Origin of the sequence: Saccharopolyspora antiqui, from assembly GCF_052246905.1 — a bacterium.
In the GTDB taxonomy this organism is placed as follows: Bacteria; Actinomycetota; Actinomycetes; order Mycobacteriales; family Pseudonocardiaceae; genus Saccharopolyspora.
In genome coordinates, this window is the sequence record NZ_JBQQBO010000013.1 from 199,444 (window position 1) to 223,925 (window position 24,482).

16 protein-coding genes are annotated in these 24,482 nt (G+C 68.6%); 9 read left to right on the forward strand and 7 right to left on the reverse strand.

The features are described from left to right. Nucleotides 1-126: 126 nt before the first annotated feature. Together ACTWQN_RS21585 and ACTWQN_RS21590 are read left to right on the forward strand one after the other, a co-directional pair. A complete protein-coding gene (locus ACTWQN_RS21585) occupies nt 127-3,153 on the forward strand; it encodes an arabinosyltransferase domain-containing protein (RefSeq protein WP_443205333.1) in 3,027 nt (1,008 codons plus the stop codon). A 355-nt stretch (nt 3,154-3,508) separates the two neighbouring features. After that, nucleotides 3,509-4,720, forward strand: coding sequence for an LGFP repeat-containing protein (locus ACTWQN_RS21590; RefSeq protein WP_443205334.1), 1,212 nt, complete (start codon nt 3,509-3,511; stop codon nt 4,718-4,720). A 58-nt stretch (nt 4,721-4,778) separates the two neighbouring features. On the opposite strand, the gene ACTWQN_RS21595 is transcribed toward ACTWQN_RS21590, so the two are convergent. Further along, entirely contained in the window at nt 4,779-5,147 is a 369-nt protein-coding gene (locus ACTWQN_RS21595) for a hypothetical protein (RefSeq protein ID WP_443205335.1), read from the reverse strand. A gap of 620 nt (nt 5,148-5,767) precedes the next feature. On the opposite strand from ACTWQN_RS21595, the gene ACTWQN_RS21600 reads away from it, so the two are divergent. Next, entirely contained in the window at nt 5,768-6,583 is an 816-nt protein-coding gene (locus tag ACTWQN_RS21600; protein ID WP_443205336.1) for a class I SAM-dependent methyltransferase, read from the forward strand. On the opposite strand, the gene ACTWQN_RS21605 is transcribed toward ACTWQN_RS21600, so the two are convergent. Continuing rightward, the gene (locus ACTWQN_RS21605; RefSeq protein WP_443205337.1) at nt 6,561-6,749 is read right to left on the reverse strand and encodes a hypothetical protein; all 189 of its coding nucleotides are present in this window, start codon (nt 6,747-6,749) and stop codon (nt 6,561-6,563) included. The genes ACTWQN_RS21600 and ACTWQN_RS21605 overlap by 23 nt on opposite strands. 112 nt (nt 6,750-6,861) lie before the next feature. Between ACTWQN_RS21605 and ACTWQN_RS21610 the strand changes: the two genes are divergently transcribed. The 5 genes from ACTWQN_RS21610 (at nt 6,862) to ACTWQN_RS21630 (ending at nt 15,929) form a co-directional block, all read left to right on the forward strand. Further along, complete coding sequence (locus tag ACTWQN_RS21610; RefSeq protein ID WP_443205338.1) at nt 6,862-10,056, forward strand: arabinosyltransferase domain-containing protein; 3,195 nt, start codon at nt 6,862-6,864, stop codon at nt 10,054-10,056. Between the two features lie 138 nt (nt 10,057-10,194). Continuing rightward, nucleotides 10,195-13,257 (forward strand): arabinosyltransferase domain-containing protein, encoded by a 3,063-nt coding sequence (locus ACTWQN_RS21615; RefSeq protein ID WP_443205339.1) that lies wholly within the window; start codon nt 10,195-10,197, stop codon nt 13,255-13,257. Between the two features lie 2 nt (nt 13,258-13,259). Next, the gene (locus tag ACTWQN_RS21620) at nt 13,260-14,270 is read left to right on the forward strand and encodes a glycosyltransferase family 2 protein (RefSeq protein ID WP_443205340.1); all 1,011 of its coding nucleotides are present in this window, start codon (nt 13,260-13,262) and stop codon (nt 14,268-14,270) included. Beyond that, nucleotides 14,257-14,664 carry a GtrA family protein gene (locus tag ACTWQN_RS21625; protein WP_443205341.1) on the forward strand — a complete coding sequence of 136 codons (408 nt, stop codon included), beginning with the start codon at nt 14,257-14,259 and terminating at the stop codon, nt 14,662-14,664. The genes ACTWQN_RS21620 and ACTWQN_RS21625 overlap by 14 nt, the downstream gene beginning before the upstream one ends. Further along, a complete protein-coding gene (locus ACTWQN_RS21630) occupies nt 14,661-15,929 on the forward strand; it encodes an NAD(P)/FAD-dependent oxidoreductase (RefSeq protein WP_443205342.1) in 1,269 nt (422 codons plus the stop codon). Before ACTWQN_RS21625 ends, ACTWQN_RS21630 begins: the two co-directional genes overlap by 4 nt. Nucleotides 15,930-15,988: 59 nt before the next feature. On the opposite strand, the gene ACTWQN_RS21635 is transcribed toward ACTWQN_RS21630, so the two are convergent. From ACTWQN_RS21635 to glf, 5 genes are all read right to left on the reverse strand, one after another. After that, complete coding sequence (locus ACTWQN_RS21635) at nt 15,989-17,563, reverse strand: alkaline phosphatase D family protein (RefSeq protein ID WP_443205343.1); 1,575 nt, start codon at nt 17,561-17,563, stop codon at nt 15,989-15,991. 236 nt (nt 17,564-17,799) lie between these two features. Continuing rightward, nucleotides 17,800-18,774 carry a decaprenyl-phosphate phosphoribosyltransferase gene (locus ACTWQN_RS21640; protein WP_443205355.1) on the reverse strand — a complete coding sequence of 325 codons (975 nt, stop codon included), beginning with the start codon at nt 18,772-18,774 and terminating at the stop codon, nt 17,800-17,802. A gap of 232 nt (nt 18,775-19,006) precedes the next feature. After that, nucleotides 19,007-19,588, reverse strand: a complete 582-nt coding sequence (locus ACTWQN_RS21645) for a phosphatase PAP2 family protein (protein ID WP_443205344.1) — start codon at nt 19,586-19,588, stop codon at nt 19,007-19,009. A 22-nt stretch (nt 19,589-19,610) separates the two neighbouring features. After that, the gene (locus tag ACTWQN_RS21650; protein ID WP_443205345.1) at nt 19,611-21,572 is read right to left on the reverse strand and encodes a glycosyltransferase; all 1,962 of its coding nucleotides are present in this window, start codon (nt 21,570-21,572) and stop codon (nt 19,611-19,613) included. Nucleotide 21,573: 1 nt separating this feature from the next. Further along, nucleotides 21,574-22,761 (reverse strand): UDP-galactopyranose mutase, encoded by a 1,188-nt coding sequence (gene glf, locus ACTWQN_RS21655; protein WP_443205346.1) that lies wholly within the window; start codon nt 22,759-22,761, stop codon nt 21,574-21,576. Nucleotides 22,762-23,064: 303 nt separating this feature from the next. On the opposite strand from glf, the gene ACTWQN_RS21660 reads away from it, so the two are divergent. Further along, a complete protein-coding gene (locus tag ACTWQN_RS21660; RefSeq protein ID WP_443205347.1) occupies nt 23,065-24,312 on the forward strand; it encodes a glycosyltransferase 87 family protein in 1,248 nt (415 codons plus the stop codon). Nucleotides 24,313-24,482: the final 170 nt, after the last annotated feature.

Here is a 24,482-nt window from a genome sequence, read left to right on the forward strand (position 1 = left end):
CGGCTCGAAGTGCCCATTTCACGGGAAGTTCACCGCTTTTTCGGCGGCGCTGACGGCTTGACGAGTTGTGATCGACTCGTGACTCGGACGGGCAAACCTCTTGGCCCCGTCAAATGTCCACAAGGTATGGGAGCCGTTCCGCCAGTCCTGCACGACCGATCCCCGGCAGCGACGCACCGCCACGCCGGGGTGTCCGGGAACCGCCGCGTAGCGGTGCTCGCCGGGCTGACGATCGTGCTGGGGCTGCTCGCGGTGCTGGCGCCGGTCAACGCCGACATGCCGCTGGTCACCTGGCCGAAGGCTGGTGATGCGACGCCCTCGACGGTGCTGCCGCTGTCGCCGTACCGCCCCTTGGACTTCGACGCCACGATCCCGTGCCAGACGCTGCGCACGAGTTCCGGATCGGCGTTGCGCACGCACGCCCTGGACACCCCCGGTCTTGACGTGGTGGCACAGGCCGGTCAGGCGCGTTTCCTGGTCGACGGGGTGGAGGTCCTCGCCGACCCGCTGCGCGCGAACTGCGCGTACCGGGTCCACGCCGACGCCACGGGCCTGCGGATCTTCCGGGACGGCACGCTCCTGCGCAGCCGCCCGGATCTGCTCCCACCGCAGGTCTCCGAGCTGTCCACGACCGGCTCGGCGGTCGGTCTCCAGGTCGCCTTGCACACCGATGCGCGCTACGAATCCGCGCCCAGCGCCTGGAAGATCGCGCTGCTGCTGGCGCACCTCGGCTGCCTGTTCGCGGTGCTGGTGCTCGCGTGGCGGCGCTGGCGGGGACCGCAGTCGATGCGGGTGCTGACCATGCCCCGCGTGGCCGCCGCCGACGCGGTCATGGTGCTGGTGGCCGCGGCGTGGGTGGTGCTCGGACCGGTCAACATGGACGACGGCTGGTACCTGATGATGGCCCGCAACGCGGGCGGAACCGGCTACCTCGGCAACTTCGTCTACATGTTCAACGCCACCGAGAACCCGTTCGTGCTCAGCCAATACCTGTTGCAGTGGTGGGGTGAGCTCGGTGGTTGGTCGCTGTGGTGGATGCGCCTGATCCCGATGTTCTGCGGGCTGGTGACGTGGGCGCTGCTTCGGGTGGTGTTCGCGACGATGCTCGGCCGGGCGGCGAAGTTCCGCGCGGTGCCGTGGGCGCTGCTCGTCGCGCACCTGGTCTGGTTCCTGTCCTACGGCATGTCGCTGCGACCGGAGCCGGTGATCGTGGTCTGCGCGGCGGCGGCGCTGCTGTTCGCCGAGGCGTCGAACCTGCGCCATTCGATCGGCGCGTTGGCGCTGGCGACGACGTTCGCCGCGCTGGCCCTGACGGCGTCGCCGTCCGGCCTGGTCGCAGCCGCTCCCCTGGTGCTCAGCGTGCCGTGGCTGGTGCGGTGGCTGCGTCGGCAGCCCTGGTCGGGCCGGATCGCGGCGCTGTTGCTGGCGGCGGCCTCGGCGACGGTCGTCGTGCCGGTCGGTTTCGCCGACGCGACGCTGGGCGATGTGCTCGAAGCCACCGATATCCACCGCTGGTACTACCTGTCATTCCCCTGGTACGAGGAGTTCGAGCACTACAACACGCTGCTGGACACCGCCGGGTGGGCACGGCGATTACCGGTGCTGCTGGCGCTCGCGCTCGTCGCGGTCGTCGCCCTGTCCAGCGGGCGCGGTGGGATGGGGCGCGATCCGGTTCGCCGCCTGCTGATCACCAGCGCGATCACCACGGCGGCGGCGCTGGTGCTGATCGCGTTCAGCCCGACGAAGTGGGTCAGCCACTTCCACGCGGTGGCCGCCGCGCCGACGGTGCTGCTGGCGGCGGCTCTGCTGCGTTCGCCGTTGCCGAGGCGGGCCGGTCCGGTGGTCGTCGGGGCGAGCATGGTGCTGATCATCGGGGCGATCTCGTTGAGCTTCGCCGGGGACAACTGGTGGGTGCCGTTCTCCGACGCCGGGCAGCGCTTCGGCGAGCACCTCAACCCGGATCCGCAGACCAACAACCTGGAACCGCACTTCGGCCCGCTGTACCTGCGCAATCCGCTGCTGTGGATCGGTGTCGCGCTGCTCGCACACCTGTGGGCGCGGTGGCGTCGTCGGCACGGCAGGTTGGTGCGTCTGGTCCCGGACCGCGCGATGTTGGGGGTTGCCTCGATCGGTTCGGTGCTGCTGTTGGTCGCGCTGTTCTGCTACGCGCCGATCGGGCAGGCGCCCGGCTGGACGGTGGCGCGTTCCGGCTGGCAAACCCTGTTCGGCGGCGGTTGCGGCCTGGCCAGCGACGTGCGGGTGCAACTGCCGTCGGGACGCCTCGGCCCACCGACGCAGCCGGAGCTCTCCGGGGACTTCCTGACCGGTCCCGCGCCGCTGCCCGCCGAACCGTGGTCCGAGCCGACGACCAGCTGGCACGACGACCGGCCGGACGGCACGACGCCGGGTGTCGGTCGGCTCGTCACCGGCTGGTACGCCCTGTCCGGGCCGGGCACGCACGTCACCGTGCCGGTGGCGGGCCGCCTCGCCGACCAGGAACTCCGGGTGGAATTCGCGGTTTCCGACGGCATCGTCGCCGAGGAACTGCACCCCGAACTGCGCAGGTCGGCGTTGCGGGAATGGCAGCAGTTGGCGGTTGAGATCCCGCCGGGTGCGAAATCGGCGCGGGTGGTCGCGGTGGACCAGGTGACCGGTGCGCAGTCCTGGTTGGCCGTCGCGGAGCCGAAGCTGACCGAAGCCCGCCCGATCACCGAGCTCACCCGCGGCCAACCGGTGCTGGCCAACCACGTGAACGCACCGCTTTGGCCCTGCGTGGACCAGGTTGGTGTTCGGGACGGCATCACGGACACGCCGACGGTGCGCCTCACCGAATTCGAGACGCTGCCCCCGGAATGGCTGGACAACATCAGCTACCTGGAGTGGGGCGGCGCGTGGGTGCAGACGACCCGGCAGTGGACGCAGACCCGGCTGGCCGCCGAACTCCCCGGCGGCCCACCCAGGTTGACCTGGGGAAATGCGTTCGTGATCCGCTACCGGCACCCGGTCGGCCGCTTCGACCTGAGCGTTTCGCAGCAGATCCGGTGGGGTTGGACTCGGCTGCCGACGCTGGCGCGCAACGACTACCCGGTGATCGAGCGCAACTCGGGCGCGCAACCGCCTCGCGAGGCCGACCGGCAGGTCGCGGATCGGTAACGGCAACGTCGAAAACCCGACGCCGGGCAACGTTTCGGCGCCTCGCGGCGATGACAACATGGCGGTCCTGTTGCGGGTTCCGCCCGGATTTCGACTTCCCGACGCGCTGCGCGCAGAGGAAGCGCGGATACCTGGCGAAGTGGGGTTCACCGGGTGCCGTGTCCGTGGACCCTCCACCTGCCCTGAACTTTCGGAGGGTCCACGGAACGTCCGCATTTCCAATTGGAACTGCGGCCCTTTCGGGTGCCCGGAAATCGCGGCTTACCGGGAGCATCCAAAAAGATCACCCGATACGGTGGCAACTTTTTGCGGCTCAGCGGCGATCAACAGATGTCCCTGAACGAAAGGGTTTCGCGTGAACGTCAAACGATTCGCGGCGGCAATCGCCGCTGCCGCAGTGCTTCTCGGCCTGACCGCGACCGCACCGGCCGCAGCGCAAACCGAACCGAGCACATCCGCCGAGGTCCCGAGCGAGCCGACCGCAGCGCCGAGATCGCAAGCACCCACCGCACCGGCCGAGGCCGACCCCGGCGAAGGCGCGATCCGCCAGCGCTACGAGTCGATGTCCCCGGAGGAGCGGGCGCAGGTCGGCGCGCCGGTCGGACCGGAGGTCGTCGAGCTCGAAGGCCTGCGCTGGCAGGACTTCACCCACGCCCGGTTCTACTGGACGCCCGACACGGCGGTGACGGTGGTTCGCGGGATGATCTACAGCCGATTCCTCGACCTGGGCGGACACGCCGAACTCGGCGTGCCGATCACCGACGAACTGGCCAGCAGCGGAGGTGGCCGCTACAGCGACTTCCGCACCACCGACGGCGTGATCCACTCGGCGATCTACTGGTCGACGCGCACCGGCGCGCACCTGGTCGTCGGGCGGATCCTGGAGCACTTCCGCGAGCTCGGCGAGGATGCCACCTTCGGCTATCCGGCGACCGACACCCGGCTCACCCCGGATGGTTTCGGCGCCTACAACCACTTCGTCACGCCGAACGCCCAGCACGAGAACGCGTCGATCTACTGGACCCAACCGTCGGGCCCGAACGCGGTGCGGGGCGCGATCCGGGACAAGTGGGCGGCATCCGGTTGGGAACGCGGCCCGCTGGGCTACCCCATCACCGACGAACTCGCCGCACCTGACGGTGTCGGGCGCTACAACCAGTTCAACGGCGACGGCAGGTTCCCGGCCGGGATCGCGTGGAGCCCGCAGACGGGTGCGCACTCGATGCAGGGCGTGATCGCGCAGCGCTACATCGAGCTGAGCGGTCCGGGCGGCGTGCTCGGCTACCCGACCACCGACGAGCAGACCACCGCGGACGGCATCGGCCGCTACAACCACTTCACCGGTGCTGGCGGGGCGTCGATCTACTGGACGCCGTGGGCGGGCGCGCACGAGGTGTACGGCGGGATCCGCGCCCGCTGGGCGCAGCTCGGTTGGGAGCGCTCCTACCTGGGATATCCGGTGACGGGCGAGTCCAACAGCCCGCTGGGCCGGGCCAACGAGTTCGAACGCGGCTTCATCGAATGGCACCGCGACAGCGGCGAAGTGGTCGACTACCTGAAGAACTGACCGCCGGACCGCAGCAGGGGCACGGGCGTCCGGGAAACCGGGCCCCGTGCTTTTGTTTTCACCCGAACGCGATGTTGATTTTGGGCGGGCACACGTCCATCGGTGCGGTGGCGCGGAAAACACCGTGTTCGAGGATCGCGAGCGCCAGCCGGTGGCAGAGCATGTCGACGTTGCGCATGTGGTGGCGGCCCCGGTCGGGATCCTCGGTCGGCCACGCGATTTCTTCTGCGGCCCACATGATTGTCTCGCGCTCTTGCGCGGCCCACGCGATTGCGTCGCGCTCTTGCGCGACGCTGTCGCGGAGCTGCCACACGCTGACGGTGCCGGGACCGGCGTGCGCGTGCTGCCCGTTCCCACTGCGCAGCGGGAAGAATCCGAGCGCCACGAGTAGGGCGGCGACCACGGATATCCAAACCACTCCGGTCATTTCGATCCCCTTTCCCGCGCATCGCGGGGTTCTCGCGCCCGAGCCATGCAGAATCCGCAGTTCGGATCGATCCAGTCTACTTCGGATGATTAAGCCAACGTGACGGTGTCGCCGCGAACAGTCTCGCGGATCTGCCCCACCCAAGGCAATTCCGCAGGCCACAAAGCATGCCGCCACCCACCATGCAGCGCAATACACCACCGACCCGACCAAAGACGAACCAAACACCATTACCACCCAACAAGAAAAGGATTCAGAAAAACCAGGGAGACGGCGGCCAGGCCGGGGGATGGGGGTTACGAAACCCGACCGCCGTCTCACCCAACCCTAGAACCAGAAGTTTCCGCCCGGGAATTACACATGAGAAGGAACGCGATGGAGAAGGACGAAGTTATCCCAAGCAATAACGACGACACGGTGAGGGGCACCCGTGACCCAGTAACTTGGTCACGGGTGCCCCTCACCCACCCCCAAACCGCGCTCCGGAACCCATCTGGGTTACTCATCTGACCATTCCAAGGCGCGCCGAACTTCTTCGGTTTGGCGATGTTCGATCTGGTGCCGGAGCTGGCTCGTCTGGTGTGGGTTTTTTCGTTTGTGGGTGGGCGTAGGTTGGGGGTGTGGCGGACTTTGAGGGTGCGATCTCTGGGTACTACCGGTTTGATCCTGAACGGGATCGGTTGTCCACCTGGGGATTGTTGGAGGCGTTGCGCACTACCGAGCTGTTGGAGCGGTTCCTGCCATCGGCTCCAGCGGTGGTCTACGACGTCGGCGGGGCGCGAGGTGCTTACGCGCTCCCGTTGGCGCGCAACGGATATCAAGTGCACCTGGTCGACGCGTGGCCGCCGCACGTCGAGGCAGCGGCCGCGGCCTCCCAGGAGCAGCCGGACGCCCCGCTGAGCTCGGCCCGGGTCGGCGACGCTCGCGAGCTCCCGTTCGACGACGACAGCGCGGACGCGGTGCTGCTGCTCGGACCGCTCTACCACCTCATCGACCGGCAGGACCGGATTCGCGCGCTGCGGGAGGGGCACCGCGTGCTGCGGCCGGGCGGAATCCTCCTCGCCGCGGCGGTTTCCCGGTACGCGTCCACTTTCGACGGTGTTCGGGGTGGCGAGATCGCCGACCCCGAATTCGACGTGATCGCGGACGGCGACGTGCGCGACGGGGTGCACCGCAACGATCCCGAGAAGCACCCGGGCTGGTTCACGCTGACGTTCTTCCACCGCCCCGGCGAACTCCACGACGAACTGGCCGACGCCGACTTCGACGACATCCAATTGCTGGCCATCGAAAGCGCCGCCGCCTACGCCACCAACAGCGACCGCCTGGCCAACGCCACCTACCGCGAGGCGGTGCTGCGCGCCCTCCGCCGGGTCGAAGCGGTTCCGGAACTCCTCGGCGCGAGCCCGCACATCATGGCCATCGGCCGCGCATGAGTCGCACCGGTTGAACGACCGCGCCGACCCAACCGGGATATCCGCTGCCGCGCGCCGCGGTGCGCAAGAACACCGCGAGGGCGGTGTTGGCCAGCACGAACACCACGCCCAGCGCCACGACCGGTTGCCGCAGCACCGCGGTGAACGCGGCGAGGACAACCATCACGGGGTGCGGATCGTCAATCGGCTGGACGAATTCGGCGTGCCGCCGCCGACGGTGGCGCGTGGTGTTCGCCAGGATGACCGGCGATGTGTTTTCGAACTTCCGAGGAGCGCGGGTGAAGTACTGGAGCAGTCCGCCGCCGCAACTCGACCTGCCAGCCGAGCCGAAACCGGCCGAAACGGCCGAGGCGCCGCCGAGGCGGTCGTGGTTGCGGTTCGGGCAGTTGCTGGCGCACCTGATCGCGTGCTGCGTCGGTGTCGTCGGCCTCGCCTGCGCACTCGCCCTGCCATTCGCGCCCGTCCTCGTGGATCGGACCGAAGTGCGCTGGCCAGCAGCCGAAGTCGAGTCCACGACCGCGTTCTTCGCGCCCTACCGACCGGCATCGTTCGACGCGACCGTGCCGTGCCCGGTGCTGCGCGCCGCCCTCGACCGACCTCATCGGACCACGGTCCTGACCACGCTGCCGCCAGGCAGCGACCGCGAAGGCCTGGTCCTGACCGCCCGCCTCGGCGAACCCGAACTGGTGCTCGGCCAACTCCAGGTGCCGCTGCCGCCGAGAGCCTGCGCGCTGGCGATCCACGCGGACTCGGGGCAGTCGGTGGTGACCGTCGACGACCATCCGCCGATCACGCTGCCGGGCATCGCCGCGCCCGAGATCTTCACCTTCGCCACCGACCTCGAACCGCCGCAAGCGGCCGGGCTTTCGGTCACCGCCCGCACCTACTCGTGGTTCGACACCGCGCCGACCGACGTCAAGCACACCCTGATCAGCACCGCGCTGCTGCTCGCCCTCGCGTCGCTGGTGCTGCTGTTCGTCCACGCCCCGCCCGCGCTCGCCGCGGTGCGCCTGCGACCGCTGCTGCTGCCGATCGATGCCGCGGTGGCCGCGGTGCTGGCTGGTTGGCTGGTCATCGGGCCGCTCACCGACGACGACGGCTTCGCGATGATGACGATCCGCAACTACGACAGCGCGGGCGACATCGGCAACTACTACCGCTGGTTCAACTCCTCCGAGACACCGTTCACCCTGGTGCAGCACCTGATGCGCTGGGTGTCCGAAGACAGCCTCGCGCCCGCCTGGCTGCGGCTGCCCAGCGCGCTCGCCGGGCTGCTGACCTGGATCATCGTCAGCCGCGGCATCGTCGCGCCGGTCTGCCGGGGCACCCGGCGACTGCCGCTGCACGTGCTCACCGCGGTGTTCTTCCTGGCCTGCTGGCTGCCGTTCGGTCTTGGGATCCGGCCGGAACCGTTCGTCGCGTTGGGCACGTCCGCGCTGGTCGCGGCGTTGCTGAAGATCAGCCGGACGCGGGCGCCGCACTTCTGGCTCGGCCTCGCGGCGCTGTTCGCCGGGCTGACCGTGGCCATCACGCCGACCGGGGTCAGCGCGCTGCTCATCGTGCTCTTCTTCGCGCCGCGCATCGGCCGGGTGCTCGTGCAGCGCGGTGCGCTGCCGCGCTGGATCAGCGTGCCCACCAGGGTGGTGCTGGTCGGATGCCTGGCCGCGGTGGGTCTGGTGGCGATGTTCGCCGACTCGACGCTGGGCGGTGTCCGGCAGGCGACCGCGCTGCACGACGAGTTCGGCCCGAGTCTCGGCTGGTACCAGGAGATCGAACGGTACGTGGGCCTGCTCAGCACGACGATCTGGGGAGCGTCCGGCAAGCGGTTGGCCGTTTTCCTGGTGGTGACCGGCGTGTTGATCGCGGCGTCCTGCGCGATGCGGCAGGTGCACCGCTGGACCGGGCTGACCGACCTGCCGGTGCTGCTCGGCTCCGTCGCGGCGGTGCTGGCCGGGCTGTGGTTGACGCCGTCGAAGTGGTCCCACCACTTCGGCGCGCTCGCCGGGGTCGGCTCGGCGCTGCTCGCGGTGACCGTGGTGCTGCTGGCTCGGGTCGGCAAGCTCGCCCACGCCAAGCGAGAAGCGCGGCTGCTCGGCGTGTTCGGCGGGATCGCCGCATCGGTGGCCGCCGCCCTGGCGTTCATGGGTCCGAACATCTGGCCGATGCAGTCCGACTTCGCGATGCCGTGGTCCGACACTCCCGTGCAACCCGATCTGCCGCTGGACAACCCGGTGCTGTGGCTGGTCACCGGCGCGGCGATCGGGGTGCTCACCTTCGGTTTCACCCGGATCCGCGCGATGGTGTCGCACCGGCCGACCGACAGTCTCATGTGGACCGCCGTGCCCACCTCGGTGCTCGGGTTGGCGGCGCTGGCGTCCGTGCTGGTGTTGATCGGATCGTTCATCGCGGCGCCGCAGACGATGGGTGACCGGTTCTCCATCGCGCGGATGAACTGGCAGAGCATCCGGGCCAGCAGTTGCGGGATGGAGAACGAGGTGGAGACGCTGCCGATCGCCGCGCAGCTGACGCCGGTGGACGGGGCTGCCGAGCTCGACGGCTTCACCGTCGGTGGCTCCCCGCCGCAGGAGCCCGACCTGCGCGAAGAACAGCCCGGCGAACCGCTGCGGCCGGTGCAGCCGCGCGATCCGAACGCCCCCGAGGACGCGGTGGCGCCGATTTCGGCCAGCCAGTTCGCCTGGACGAGCCAGGTGGGCGGGCCGCAGACGACCGGTTCGCTGACCTCCCGCTGGTTCGGACTGCCGCAGCTCACCGGGGACCAGGCGTTGTCGGTGTGGGTCGCCGGGCGGCCCGAGCAGGGCAACTCGCTGGCGTTGGAATTCGGCACTGCGGAAGGTCGGCAGGTGTGGCCGGTGGGGGTGCACGAGCTGCGCGATCCACCGCCGACGGAGCTGCCCTTCGACGATCCGCGCCACGGTCGACCGATCGACTGGCGGAATTTCCGCGACTGGCGGCTGCTCACCATCGAGCCCGACCAGATCCCGGCCGGTGCCGACCGGGTTCGGGTGCTCGCCGAGGACCGCACCAGCGACGAGCAGGGCTGGCTGACCGTCGGCGGCCCGGTGGTGCGAGATGTAGTACCGCTGCGGCAGGCGCTCGACGGGCAGGAGCCGGTGTTGATCGACTGGCCGATGAGCTTCGTGTTCCCCTGCCTGTTCGGATATCCGCAGGTGTCGCACGGCACCGCCACCAGTCCTCGGATGCTTCTCACACCACCCGGCGGCGAAGCGTCGATGGCGTTCGGGCCCACCATCGGCGGGGTGTTCGCCGGGGTGCCGATGCTGTCGCGGCGATTCGAACTGCCCAGTCGGCTGCGCGATGCTCCCGGCAACACCTGGGGCCACCTCTACGCGGTGCGCTACGAAACGGAACGCGATGCCTACACCACGACGCAGCACCGCGAAGTCATCGGCGGCGCCGACGGCGACACCGCCTACCCCTTCGAGGAGCACTGACCCGAGATCCACCAACAGAAAAATTTCCGCATTGTGAAATCTTGACGAGGAAGCCCCGTTCAGGCGCTGCGGGATCCGCGGAGTTGGCCAAGACTGGAGTTCGCCGCAATTCAACCGAGTTGACCAGGGGGAACGCCGGTGCCGGACGGGATCGGACAGGCTTCCGCGGAGCTGGCCGATCCGACGTCCACGACCGCGGGCGGCCCCACCGGCAAGCGGAAGCGCCCACTGTCCACTGTCGTCAGTTTCATCGTCGGGGTCTTGGGCCTGTTGGCCGCGATCGCCGTCGCGGTCGCGCCGGTGAACACCCAGCAGGTCACGGTGACCTGGCCGCGGGCCGGGCAGTTACCGGAAAGCACCCTGGCATTCGTCGTCCCCTACAAACCGACCGAGGTTCACGTCCACGTGCCGTGCCCGGTGGTGCGGGCCGGACAGCAGCGCGAGACCCCGACCACGCTGGTGGCCAGTCGGCTGCCCGGCCAGCCCACCGAGGGCTTCGCCGTCACCACCGCGAACGATCAGGTGATCGCCTTGGTCGCGGGCCGCGAGGCGCTGCGCGTGCCGATCGCCGAGGCCTGCGATGTCGCGATCGACGCCGACACCACCGGCAGCCGCGCCCGCATCGGCGACCGATCGGTCGAACTGCCTGGCGAACGGATCCGCGACATCGTCGCCTTCGCCACCGACCTGGCACCGCAGCAGGCCGCTGGCGCCCAAGTGCGGGTCAGCACCGCGAACTGGTTCGAGAACTCCCCCACCAACACCAAGAAACTCCTCATCGCGGCCCAGATCCTGCTGGTCGCACTGGCTTTCGCCATGCTCGTCGCACACGACCGCGGCTGCCGGAAGGCACCGGTTCCCGGTGCGGTCGCCCGGCGAAGTGCGCTGCGCTACCTCGTCGATCTCGCCGTGCTCGCGGTGCTCGGCGGCTGGTGGGCGCTGGGGCCCACCACGCCCGACGACTCGTTCGCGGCGATGACCGTCCGCAACGGCCTGCAAACCGGCGACATCGGGAACTACTACCGCTGGGAGAACGCCTCCGAGGCACCGTTCACGCTGGTCCAGCACCTCCTGGTGCCGGTGGCCGAGTGGAACATCAACCCGCTCGCGATGCGGATCCCCAGCGTGCTCGCCGCCGTGTTGACCTGGTTCGTGCTCAGCCGCGGCATCCTCGGCCCGGTGCTGCCGGAACACGGCCGACGCGGCGCGGTCCGGGTGCTCGCGGCGGTGAGCTTCCTGGCCTGGTGGTTGCCCTTCGGGTTGGGCATCCGGCCGGAGCCCTTCGTGGCGCTGGGACTGGCGGCCGTGCTCGCCTGCGTGCTGCAAGCGGTCCGGCGCGGCCAGGTCAGCTGGCTGGGGTTGGCCGCGCTCGCGGCCGGGCTTTCGGTGGCGGTCAGCCCGATGGGCATCACCGCGATCGCGCCGTTCGTGGCGCTGCTGCCGCAGATCTGGCGGCTGCTCAGCGTGTCGGTCACGGCGCTGCTGGCGGGCATCGCGGCCACCGGGATCGTGGCGATGTTCGCCGACCAGTCCCTCTTCGGCATCCGGCAGGCCACCGAGCTGCACAGTTTCTACGGCCCGGACGTGCCGTGGTTCCAGGAGATCGTGCGCTACCAGTACCTGCTGGGCTTCGACCTGCAAGGCGACTTGGCCCGGCGGGCCCCGGTGCTGTTGACGCTGGCGGTGGTCGTCTACAGCGGACTGCTGCTGTTGCGCGGCGCGGGACGGCTGCCCGGTCTGCGGCTGGGGTACGTGCTGCCGGTCTGCCTGGTGCTCAGCATGGCGCTGATGACCTTGACACCGTCCAAATGGACGCATTACTTCGGCGCGCTGGTCGGGGTCGGAGCCGCTACCCTGACCGCAGGTGTGGTGCTGATCGCACTCGGTGCCCGGCAGTTGGCCCGCGATCGGGCGGTGCTGGTGGCCGGGTTGCTGTGCACCGCACTCGCCGTGTTCGCAGCAGCGCTGGCATTCGCTGGGAAAAACAACTGGTTCCTGCACTCGCAATACGGGGTGCCCTGGGGAGAGCAGCCGGTGCGGCCGCTGAACAGTCCCGGGTGGTGGTTTCTCGCGGTTGGCGTGCTGCTGCTGGTGGTCTCCGTCCTACCTGGACGTGCGCGTGGGGACCGAGCCCGGCGAATGCTCATCAGGATGCCCGCCGTGATCAGCGCGGGAGCAGTGGGGGTGACGGTGGCGATCCTGCTCTACTCGTTCATCGCCGCGCCGATCCGGCAGGCGGGCGGGTATTCGATCGGTGGGCAGGGCATCGCCGCCATCGTCGGCGGCAGTTGCGGCATCGCGGACCACGTGGTCGCCATCCCCGACGTCCCCGGTGGTGCGCTGACCTCGCATGATCGCGCCGAGGCGATCGGTTTCAGCGCCGGGACCGGATATGCGCCGGGCAGTGCGGCACCGGAAGGCGTCCGGGAGCTGTGGGGCAGCCTCACCGGCGGCCAGATCTCCACCGGCACGCTGACCACCGGCTGGTATCCGCTACCCCGGCTGGCCGCGAACCAGGAACTCGCCGTCGCGGTGGCCGGGCGCAGCGGCGACGGCAACCGGGTCGCGCTCGAATTCGGCTCCGCCACTGGCATCGTCGGCGAACGCGTGCTCGACGACACCTGGCTGGACTCCGACGAGCGCGCCGAATATCCGGCCGAACGCGTCGTCGAGGACCGTCCGCAGGACCATCCCGCATGGCGTGACCTGCACGTTTCCGCTAACGAGGTGCCGAGCGGGGCGGAGCGGGTGCGGATCCGGGCGGTCGACGACACGACTGACCCAGCTGGTTGGGTCGCGGTGGCCGGGCCGCGCGTCCGCGATGTCATCCCGCTCGCCGAGTACCTGCGCGGCAAGGCGCCGATCCTGGTGGATTGGTCGATGACCTGGAACGTGCCGTGCGCGCGGGACATGCCGCGGGTGGCCGGTGGACTGGTGGAACCGCCCGCGTACCTGCTCAAGCCGCCCAGCGGATTGGGTTTCGGCGGAACCGCCGCCTACACGCGCGGCATCGGCGGCACCTTCGCCGGGATGGCGGAGGTCGGCACCCAGAAAGAAATACCCACTCGACTACTCGGAGTTGAGAAGACCCCCGAATACGCCGAATGGGGTCACTTGATTCAGATGGATTACCCGATACCAGGCAACCAATTCGACGTACAGAGCGTTCCTTTTCCACGGTGGGGTTGGCGAGGGGAGTGACCATGGCCGACACGATGCGCCACCAGGTCCGAATTCCGGTGCCGCAGCAGCAACGGGCCACCCGCGAGGGCACGCCACCGTTGATCTCGTACGTGCTGCCGGTCTACAACGAGGCCGACGGCATCCGCCGGTTCCACGAGGAACTCACCGCCACGGTGGCCAGCCGCCCCGAATTCGACTACGAGTTCGTCTACGTCAACGATGGCTCCGCCGACGGCTCGCTGGGCATCCTGCAGGACCTCGCCAAGAACGACCCTCGGGTGCGCGTGGTGGACTTCGCCCGCAACTTCGGCCACCAGATCGCCATCACCGCCGGGCTGGACCACGCTGGCGGCGACGCGGTGATCGTGATGGACACCGACCTGCAAGACCCGCCGAGGGTCAGCCTGGAGCTGATCGACGCGTGGCTGGCCGGGGCGGAAATCGTGTCCGCGCGGCGACGCACCCGCCGCGACACCGCGTTCAAGCGAGCCACCGCGCACACCTACTACCGGGTGCTGCGGCGCTGCGCCGAAGTCGAGATCCCGGTGGACACCGGTGATTTCCGGCTGCTCGACAAGCGGGCCGCCGAGGAACTGCGCGGCTTCCGGGAACGCAGCCGGTTCATCCGCGGCATGGTCGCCTCGATGGGTTTCCAACAGCACGAGGTGCTCTTCGACCGGGACGAGCGGGTCGCGGGCGAAACCAAGTACCCGATGCGCAAGATGCTGCGGCTGGCCGCCGACGGGGTCACCAGCTTCTCCACCGTGCCGCTCAAGCTGATCACCCGAATGGGGTTCATCAGCTTGGGTTTGGCGATGCTGGGCATCATTTATGCGGTGGCACTACGGCTTTTCTTCCCCGCGATCACCGTCTCGGGGTGGACCATGCTGATGGTCGCGATGCTGTTCCTCGGTGGGCTGCAGATGCTGTCGCTGGGGGTGATCGGCAGCTACGTCGGCCGCATCTACCAGGAAGTGCAACAGCGTCCCCTGTACATCGTGCGGAATGTGATCTCGCATGACGAAGACTGAACCGCTGGCCGCCCGCGACGGGCTGATCAGCCGGTCGCTGCTGCGCTACGCGGTGATCGGTGCCAGCGGTGTGCTGCTGGACTACCTGCTGTTCCTGCTGCTGTTCAACGTGATCGGGCTGCACCCGCAGCTGGCGAACGCGATCAGCACGACGGCCGGGATCACCAACAACTTCGTGCTCAACGCGTTGTTCAACTTCCGCAAGCGGGATCGGATCCTGGTGCGGTTCCTGCGGTTCTACGCCGTCGGGCTGGCCGGGATCGCGCTGACCTTCCTGCTGCTACAGGTGTTCTCCGGTTGGCTGGGCATCGACCCGAACCTGGTCAAGGCCGGTTCGCTGCCGGTGGTGCTGATCTTCCAATACGCGATCAACAAGAAGTGGAGCTTCGGATGAGACTGGGCATCGTCGGCGCTGGCGCGACCGGGTTGACGGCGGCCTTCGACGCGGTCAAGGCCGGGCACGACGTGACGGTGCTGGAGGCTTCCGCGGAGCTCGGCGGACTGGCCGCGTCGATCGAGGTGGGCGGCACCGCGCTGGAGCGCTTCTACCACCACAGCTTCCGGACCGACCGGGCGATGATCGAACTGGTCGAGGAACTCGGGCTCGGCCACCTGCTGCGGTTCCACCGGCCCAGCACCGGCGTGTACGTCGACGGGGGCCTCTACGATTTCGGCACCCCGCAGGAAATGCTGCGGTTCCCGAAGTTCTCGCTGCTGGACCGGATCCGCTTCGGGGCGTCGTCGGCGGCGTTGAAGGCGGTCCGAAATGGACAGCGGTTCAACTCGGTGCGGGCACTGGACTGGATGCGCCGGTGGGCTGGGCCCAGGGTCACCGAGACGATCTGGGAACCGCTGCTGACCGGGAAGTTCGGCACGAACGCCGAAGAAATCTCGATGGCCTGGCTGTGGGCGCGGATCCACTACCGCACCTTCGAACTCGGTTACGTGCACGGCGGATTCGAGCAGGTGTACCGGGCGCTGCTGGAGGCGGTGACCGAGCGCGGCGGGAAGGTCGAGTTCGGCAAGCCGGTGTCGACGATCCGCCAGCCGGGCGCGACCGTGCTGGTGGGCACCGCGGACGACAGCAGCTACGAGTTCGACCAGCTGATCGTGACCGTGCCACAACCGGTTTTCGCGAAGGCGGCCGGGATCGAGGCCGATCACGTGCTGTGGCGCAACCAGTACCTCGGCGCGACGTGCTTCATCCTGGAGTGCGACCGCAGCGTCATTCCGTACTACTGGCTGAACATCAACGACCCGGCGTTCCCGTTCCTAGCGGTCGTCGAGCACACCAACATGGTCGATCCCAGCGAGTACGGCGGACGGCACCTCGTCTACGTCGGGAACTACGTGCCACGCGAGGACTGGCGGTTCACCACCGAGCCCGCCGAACTGCTGGCGCGCTACATCCCGTGGCTGCGCAAGCTGAATCCGGACTTCGACCGGTCCTGGATCGTGGACTGGCACTTCTCCAAGGCGGGCTTCGCGCAGCCGATCGTCACCCCGCAGTACCGGGCGCTGATCCCCGGCCACCGCACCTCGATGCCCGGCGTCACCCTGGCCACGATGTCCCAGATCTACCCGCAGGACCGCGGCCAGTCCTATGCCATCGCGATGGCCCACGACGTGATCCGCCACCTCGGCCTCGACGGCGACTGACGGGCCCACCCGGGTGAACGTCGATTTCTCGCGAAACCCGGGTGGCGCCGCTGGAGGGATCAGGCCTCGTTGAGGCCGGGTTTGCCGTCTTCGATGACGAAGGAGGCCAGGGTTTCCACCGGGGCTCCCTGCTTCGACACGTACGGGACGACCCGGTAGTCCGCGCGCAGCTCGCCTTCGGTGAACCTGGTGCGGATGTAGCCGCGCTGGTTGTTGTACAGCCGGACGTGCGGGTTCTCCGCCAGGTACGCCTTCTGCTGGTCCGTCAGGTTCGCCGAACCGTCGCCACCGCTGGTGATCGAGGTGGTGGTCAGCTCGGTGCCCACCACCGCGTCGCCGTTGTGAATGTCGTTGGCCCAGTTGCTGTGCACGTCACCGGTCAGCACCACGGGGTTGCGGACCTTCGCCTGCTGCCAGCCCTGCATGACGCGCTGCCGGGACCCGACGTAGCCGTCCCAGGCGTCCGGGTTGTAGGCCTCGGTCTCGCCGTTGGCGTAGTCGATCTCGGCGAACATGACCTGCTGGCCGAGCACGTCCCACTTGGCGCGGGAGGTCCGCAGCCCCTGCAACAGCCAGCGCTCCTGCTCCGCACCGGTGAGGCTGCGCAACGGGTCGAGCCGGGCCGGGTCGGCGTTCGGGAACTTGTCACCGCCGACCTGGTCATCGCGGTACTGGCGGGTGTCGAGCATGTGGAACGTCGCCAACCGTCCCCATTGGACCCGCCGGTAGAGCCGCATGTCGATGCCGCGCGGGACCTGCGCGCGGCGCAACGGCATGTTCTCGTAGTACGCCTGGAAAGCGGCCTTGCGGCGCGCCAGGAAATTCGGCTGCGGGATCTCCGGCTTCTCGTAGATCTCGTCGGCCCAGTTGTTGTCCACCTCGTGGTCGTCCCACACCACCACCCACGGCGCCACCGCGTGCGCGAACTGCAGGTCCGGGTCGGACTTGTACTGGGCGTGCCGCTGCCGGTAGTTGGCCAGCGTCTCGGTCTCGGGTCCGGCGTGGTCGCGCGGGTTGCCGCCCGGCGCCACGTAATCGCCCGCCTTGTACTCGTACTGGTAGTCGCCCAGGTGCAGCACCAGGTCGGGGTGGTCCTCACCGAGGTGCCGGTAGGCGGTGAAGTAGCCGTGCTCGTACTGCGCGCAAGACGCGAACGCCATCGACAGGCCGGTCATCGCACCCGGTAGCGGGGCGGTGCGGGTGCGGCCGGTCGGCGACAGCGATCCCTCGGCGCGGAAGCGGTAGAAGTACTCGCGGTCCGGGCGGAGCCCGCTGAGCTCGACGTGCACGCTGTGCCCCAGCTCCGGCGCGGCCTGCGCCTCGCCGTGCCGCACGATCCGCTTGAACCGCTCGTCCTCCGCGACCTCCCACTGCACCGGCAGGGCCTTGTTCGGCATCCCGCCCATGCCGTCCTCGGCCAGCGGATCCGCCGCCAACCGGGTCCACAGCACGACGCCGTCGGGCGCGGGATCGCCGGATGCGACGCCCAGCGTGAAGACCTCGCCGCGTCGGAGGGCACCGGCGCCGGGCAGCGCCGCCGCGGGGAAAGCAGCCACAGTGGACAGTACAGCAGCACCGGCGAGGGTTCCGCCCAGCAGCACGCTTCGCCGCGAGACGGCGGTGGGTTCAGGCACAACGACCTCCAACGTTCGGGGAACGCCCCACTCTTACCCCGAACGATGAAGACCCGCCGCCTTCCGGGTGATCAAGAAATGAACAACCCGTACCTCACCAACTACGGGCTGCGCAGGAGGATCCAACGTCAACCGGACAGCGCTCTGTCAGCCAATGGTGCTATTGGTCAACGAGTCGCGGTGCGAACGACAGCGCCCCCGACCGGGGTTCGGCCGGGGGCGCTGGTTGCGTCGTTCTACAGGTAGAAGGCCAGGAACAGGCAGCCTGCGAGGATCAGGCCGAGGACCATCAGGACCTTGTCCTTCAGGACCACTTCCTCGGGTTCGCCCGCCACGCCCTTGTCGATGTCCACCGCGTACCGCAGGATCGCCACCACCATCGGGATGGTCGAGATCAGGCCCCAGCGGGACATCTCCTCGGTGCGGATGTCGTACGCCCACAGCGTGTAGGACATGATCGTGATCGCCGCCGCGATGGCCCACACGAACCGCAGGTAGGACGGCGAGTACGCCTTCAGCGACTTGCGGATCTTCGCACCCGTCTCCATCGCCAGCTTCACTTCGGCGTAGCGCTTGCCCGCCACCATGAACAGCGATCCGAACGCCACGATCAGGTAGAACCACTGCGTGATGTTCAGGTTCGCGGCGGCACCACCGGCGATGGCGCGCAGCAGGAAGCCGGACGCCACGATGCACAGGTCGATCACCGGCTGGTGCTTGAGTCCGAAGCAGTAGCCCAGCTGCACCGCGATGTAGACCGCCATCACGGCGAGCAGGCCGTACCCGGTGCCGCTGAACAATCCGACGAGCGCCGAGATCAGCAGCGAACCACCGAGCAGCAGCACGCACACCGCGTAGGCGATCGGCAACGGGATCAGGCCCGCCGCGATCGGCCGGTTGCGCTTCGTCGGGTGCTGCCGGTCGGCTTCGACGTCGATCGCGTCGTTGACGAAGTAGATGCCGGACGCGGCCATCGAGAACACGATGAACGCGACGACCGCGTGCCCGAGGATCCGCGGGTCCAGGATCTCGCCCGCCGCGAACGGCACGGCCAGCACCAGGACGTTCTTCACCCACTGCTTGGGGCGCAGCTCCTTGACCAGGCCGGAGACCAGGCCCGCCGTGGTGCCCGCCTTCGCGGTCACCTTCGCGTGGTAGGCGTCCGAGGACTTGTCCTTGATGTCCTCGGACTTCCTCGGCTGCGACTCCAGCACCTGGTCGCCGAACTCGGCGCCGATGGTGCCGTCCGCATCCGCCTCGACCTCGGCCTGCTTGGCCGCGTCCTCGGAGCCGGATTCCACGACGTCCCCGGACTTACCGGCGTCGACCTTGGCGTCGGCATCCTCGCGCGGTTCCGTCAGCACGGCTTCGCCGACCTTGGCGCCGTTGCTGCCCGTCGTGTCGGCCTTGACCGAAACTGCGTCGGCCTCGGTTTCCTTCTTGTCAGCCACGGTTCCTCCGCCGTCTCATGAATCGCCGCACGCCCCACGCCACGGCACCGCCGAGCGCCGAACCGGCGACCACATCGCTCGGATAGTGAACCCCCAGGACAAGTCGGCTGACCATCATCGGCGGCACCAGCGCCGGGGTCAGCTTCTTGCCCACCAACCCGCCGTAGAGCACCGCGGCGGCCGTCGTGGACGTCGCGTGCGAGGACGGGAAGCTCAACTGGCTGGGCGTGCCAACCAGCACCTGCACGTCGGGGTCGGAGGGGCGGCGGCGCCGCACCACCCGCTTGACCGCGATCGAGGCCCCGTGCGCGACGGCGACCCCGGCGGCGGCGGTGAGCCACTCACCGCGGCGCTTGCGGTCCACCAGCGCGCCGAGCGCGCCGATGGCCAGCCAGCCGCCCGCGTGCTCGCCGAACAGCGACATCGCCTGTGCGGTCTTGACCACGGCTGGTTTGGCCAGCACGCCCTGCACCTTGCGCAGTGCGACGGTCTCGGGGGTGACCGCCGCCGGTACTTCGTCCGCGGGTGCGGCGACCGGTTCTTCGGGGGCCGTCACCGTCGTCAGCTCTGCCACATCGTCTCCGGGTAAGTCGAGGTCACTTCTGGTCGAAGACCTGTTTCCAGGCCTCCGCGCTGGTCAGCTCGGGCAACGCCGTTCGGTAGACGGCCCGCAGCCGGGCCCATTCCTGGCCCAATCGCTTGTAGTTCGCCAACGCGCGCATGCCGAGCCGCCGGAACTCCTCCGGGTCGCGGCGGCGGAACGCCACGCCGCTGCCGTCGGCGTTCGACACGGTCGCGCTGTCCAGGTTGCCCAGCAGGAACCACCGGGCACTGGCGGCCGGCACGTTCAGCTGCGGGCGCTCCGTTGCCGTCTTCGACGGCTCCTTGAGGTTGTGCAGCAGCGCCTTCGACGCGCGCGCCGCGATCACCGCCGGGTTCACCGGCGGCTTCAGCAGCCCCTCGGCCATGATCGGATCCGCCGACGGTGGCGGGAACTCGCGGGCCGACGGCAACGTCTTGGCGTCGTCGTAGCCCTTGCGCAGCTCCCGCACGTCCGGCAGCGCCGTCCGCAGGCTGTCGAACAGGCCCTCCGGGCCCGCCATGAAGTCTTCGAGCGCCTTCTGCTGCACCGCGACCGTGGAGTACTCCATCGACAGCAGGTGCCGGAGGGTGAGCTTGAGGCCCTGCTTGACGATGCTGGTCTTGACTTCCTCCGGGCTGTGCAGCGCGGCCAGGATCAGCCGGTTGCGGGTGTGGAAGTACGCGGTCCAGTCGGTGGCGTCGTTCTTGTCCGTCCACGGCATGTGCCAGATCGCCGCACCCGGCAGCGTCACCGTCGGGAACCCGTGGCCGCCCGCGCGCAGCGAGTACTCCGAGTCGTCGTGCTTGATGAACAGCGGCAGCGGCAGCCCGGTGCGCTCGATGACCTCGCGCGGGAACAGGCACATCCACCAGCCGTTGTAGGTGGAGTGGATGCGCTGGTGCAGCTTCGTGGACTTGCGCAGCGGTTTCCGCGCGAAGTCGTGGTCGGTGACCGCGCCCGGCGCGGCCCGCCAGATGCCATTCGCGAGGTCGACCACCTCGCCCATGGTGTGCAGCCGGGAGCGGGCCTGCAGGTTGAGCATCTGGCCGCCGACGATCACCGGCTGCGAGGCGGCGCGGGCGAAGGCGTTCGCCCGCAGCACGCCGTCCGGCTCCAGCGCGATGTCGTCGTCGATGACCATGACCTGCGCGGCGTCCGAGTTGTAGACGCCCTCGTACATCACCCTGGTGAAGCCGCCGGAGCCGCCGAGGTTGTCCTGCTCGATCACGTGCAGCTTGTCGCCGATCCGCCGGGCGGCCTCGTCGAAGCCCTCGGTGTCGCGGATCTTCTGCGGCCCCTGGTCGGCCACCACGACCCGTTCCACGACGTCCATCACCTGCGGGTCCTCGCCCAGCGTCTGCAACGCCAGCACGCAGTCCGCGGGCCGGATCGTGGTGGTGCCGATCAGCACCTTCTGCTTGGGCAGCGGCAGGTCGGTGGTCCAGGCCGCCTCGTCGACCTCCAGCGCCACGTCGTTGGTGAACAGGTCGAACCAGATCCAGCCGCCGTCCTCGAACGGCGTCAGCGACACCCGGAACTCAAGCGACGTCCAGTCCGCGCTGTCCACCGGGGTGCCCTGCAGGTGGACGCTGTCGCCGTTGGACTTGGAGCGGTAGACGTCGAGCCGACCGGCCCCCTTGACCTTCAGCCGCAGCACGACCTCGTCGACCTTGGTCCAACGCTTCCAGTAGCTGGCCGGGAACGCGTTGAAGTAGGACGCGAGCGAGATCTTGCTGTGCGCGGGCACCAGGAGGCGGCGACGGGACACGACGGTCGCGGTGCTGTTCAGCGCCGTGGGCTCGTCGATGTACAGCGCGCGCACGTCCAGCGGGTCTTCGCCACGCGGGAAGACCACGCGCTGCAGCACCTGCTCGGGCGCCACGTCGGCGGTCCCGGCCCGCATCGACGTCACATCGCTGAGCTTGCTCTCGCCCGCAGCCGCGGATCGGTCCTCTCGGGGGGTCCGGTCGGTCACGTCAGTCCTCCAGCGAACCGTCCAGCGAACGCCCCTCGGTGAAGTAGGGGGCGATCTTGTTGTCGAACATGCTCAGCGCCGAGCCGATGGCCATGTGCATGTCCAGATACTTGTAGGTGCCCAGTCGACCACCGAAGATGACCTTGCGCTCCTTGGCCTCCTGCTTGGCCAGTTCGCGGTAGGCCGCCAACTTCTGCCGGTCCTCCTGGGTGTTGATCGGGTAGTACGGCTCGTCACCGCTTTCCGCGGACCGCGAGTACTCGCGGACGATGACCGTCTTGTCCGTCGGGTAGTAGTCCCGCTCCGGGTGGAAGTGCCGGAACTCGTGGATCCGGGTGTACGGGACGTTCTCGTCGGCGTAGTTCATCACCGAGGTGCCCTGGAAGTCGCCGGTGGGCACCACCTCGGTCTCGAATTCCAGGGTGCGCCAGCCCAGTTCGCCCTCGACGAAGTCGAAGTAGCGGTCCAGCGGGCCGGTGTAGACCACCGGCACGTCGGCGGGCAGCTCGCCGCGCACGTCGAAGAAGTCGGTGCTCAGCCGGATCTCGATGTTCGGGTGGTCGGCCATCTTCTGCAGCCAGGCCGTGTAGCCGTCGACCGGCAAGCCTTCGAAGCTGTCGTTGAAGTACCGGTTGTTGAAGTTGTAGCGGACCGGCAGACGGGTGATGATCCCGGCGGGCAACTTCTGCGGGTCGGTCTGCCACTGCTTGGCCGTGTAGCCACGGAACAACGCCTCGTACAGCGGGCGCCCCACCAGGGAAATGCCCTTCTCCTCAGCGTTGTCGGCGTCGCCTTCGATCTCGGAGGCGTGCTCGGCAACCCATTGGCGGGCCTGCTCCGGGCTCAAATAGTGACCCGCGAACTGGCTCATGGTGGCGAGGTTCGGCGGCATCGAGTAGACCTGCCCCTGGTACAGGGAGAATACGCGGTGCTGATACTCCGTGAACTCGGTGAACTGCGTCACGTAGTCCCACACGCGCTTGTTCGACGTGTGGAACAAGTGGGCACCGTAGCGGTGCACTTCGATACCGGTTTCGGGCTCCGCCTCCGAGTAGGCGTTGCCCCCGATGTGGTCACGACGGTCCAGCACCAGCACCCGCTTGTCCAGCTGGGTGGCGGCGCGCTCTGCGATCGTGAGGCCGAAGAATCCGGAACCAACAACGATCAGGTCATAGCCTGCGAAGCTCACAGCCGTCGAGGGTAGCGGGGGCGAACCACCGGCCCGAAACCGCGTTGACGTTCTCCGCTACGCATGGCTACGAGGAGTGTCGATATCACGTCAGCGGGCCGCGTTTCCGCCTTTGAACAGGCAGTTCTCACCACAACGAGTCATCTGGCGAGTACCGTTCGCAGCTATTCGTCGTTGTTATTACCCATCAGGCGGCCCATCCGGCGAGTCGTGTTTCGGTAGCATCGCCTCCGGCGTCGACCGCGCCCCACGCACGCCGCGTGCTGACGTTGGGCGTGCGTGCGGGCGCCGAATTCTGGGGCGGTGAGCAACGGGGTGGCACCCGCGCGTGATGGGCGATACCTGCTGGTCGCGGCGATCATCATCGAGATCCTCGCGATTTGGTTCGTGCACTGGATCGACACCCGCGGCTACATGGACACCGAGATTTACCGGCTTGGTGCCCGCGCGTGGCTGAACGGTTACCAGGTGTACGGCGACGACCTGACCCCTGAGACGCCGGACAGCGCCACCCTGCCGTTCATCTACCCGCCCTTCGCGGCACTGCTGTTCATCCCGCTGACCTGGCTGTCGGTCGACGCGGCGATCGTGGCGGTGTCGGTGCTGTCGCACGTCTCGATCCTGATCACGGCCTACTCGCTGGCCCGCTCGTCGAGCTACCTCGCGCCGCGCGCCGGGCAGGTGGCGGTGGCCACCGCGCTGCTGATGCCGTGGTTGACGCTGCTCGAACCGGCTCGTGAAACGATCAACTACGGGCAGATCAACCTGATGCTGATGGCGCTGGTCGCGGCCGACTGCCTGCTGCCGCGCACCAAGTGGCCGCGCGGGCTGCTGGTGGGCATCGCGGCAGCGATCAAGCTGACCCCGCTGGGATTCCTGCTGCTGTTCCTGCTGCGTCGGGATTTCCGGGCGATGGCCGTCAGCGGGGCGACCTTCGCCGCCACGGTGCTGATCGGGGTGCTCGCCGCACCGCGGGACTCGGCGGACTGGTGGCTGGACAAGATGGTGTCCACCGGGGATTCCATCGGCACCGTCTACGCGGGCAACCTCACGCTGCGCAGCCTGCTGGCGAAGCAGGAGCTGACCGGGTTGGCGCTGAACTCGCTGTGGCTGACCGGGTCGGTGCTGCTGCTCGTGCTGGCGGTGTTCGGCATGCGCTACGCGCTGGGGGTGGCCAACGCACCGCTGGCGTTGATGATCAACGCGGTGCTGGTGCTGCTCGTTTCGCCGATCTCCTGGTCGCACCACTGGGTGTGGGCCGCGCCGACGCTGGCGCTGCTGTTCGCCATGTCGTTGCGGCATCGTTGGTACGGCGTGTTGTTGACCGTGGGGTTGTGCGCGCTCACGGTGCTCATCGGGCCGCAGTGGTACCTGCCGAACACCGACGACCGCGAGCTGGACTGGACGTTCTCGCAGCAGATCGTCGGCAACGCCTACACGCTGATCGGCATCGGTTTCCTGGTCGCCGCGGCCATCGCCTACTACCGCTTCCCACCCCGTGGCCGAAACGCGGCGCAACCCGCGCATTTCTCCTCGGCCAACTTCCGCTGAACACCCACCCCCGAAGCCACCGCGCGATGCGGACGAGGTGAAGGGCACCTAATGAGTCGTGAGTCGGCCATCCGGCAGACTCGGGTCGGGTAGCCGCTGGCAGGTGAGCACTCTGGGCTCCTGGACGTTTGAGTCCTGATGAAAGAGCGTGCCCCTGCCGGTGGGCTGGG

Coding starts and splice junctions, on each gene's coding strand:
- ACTWQN_RS21585 (WP_443205333.1), top strand. CDS start 127: ATGGGAGCCGTTCCGCCAGTCCTGCACGACCGATCCCCGGCAGCGACG.
- ACTWQN_RS21595 (WP_443205335.1), bottom strand. CDS start 5,147: ATGACCGGAGTGGTTTGGATATCCGTGGTCGCCGCCCTACTCGTGGCG.
- ACTWQN_RS21620 (WP_443205340.1), top strand. CDS start 13,260: ATGGCCGACACGATGCGCCACCAGGTCCGAATTCCGGTGCCGCAGCAG.
- ACTWQN_RS21625 (WP_443205341.1), top strand. CDS start 14,257: ATGACGAAGACTGAACCGCTGGCCGCCCGCGACGGGCTGATCAGCCGG.
- ACTWQN_RS21630 (WP_443205342.1), top strand. CDS start 14,661: ATGAGACTGGGCATCGTCGGCGCTGGCGCGACCGGGTTGACGGCGGCC.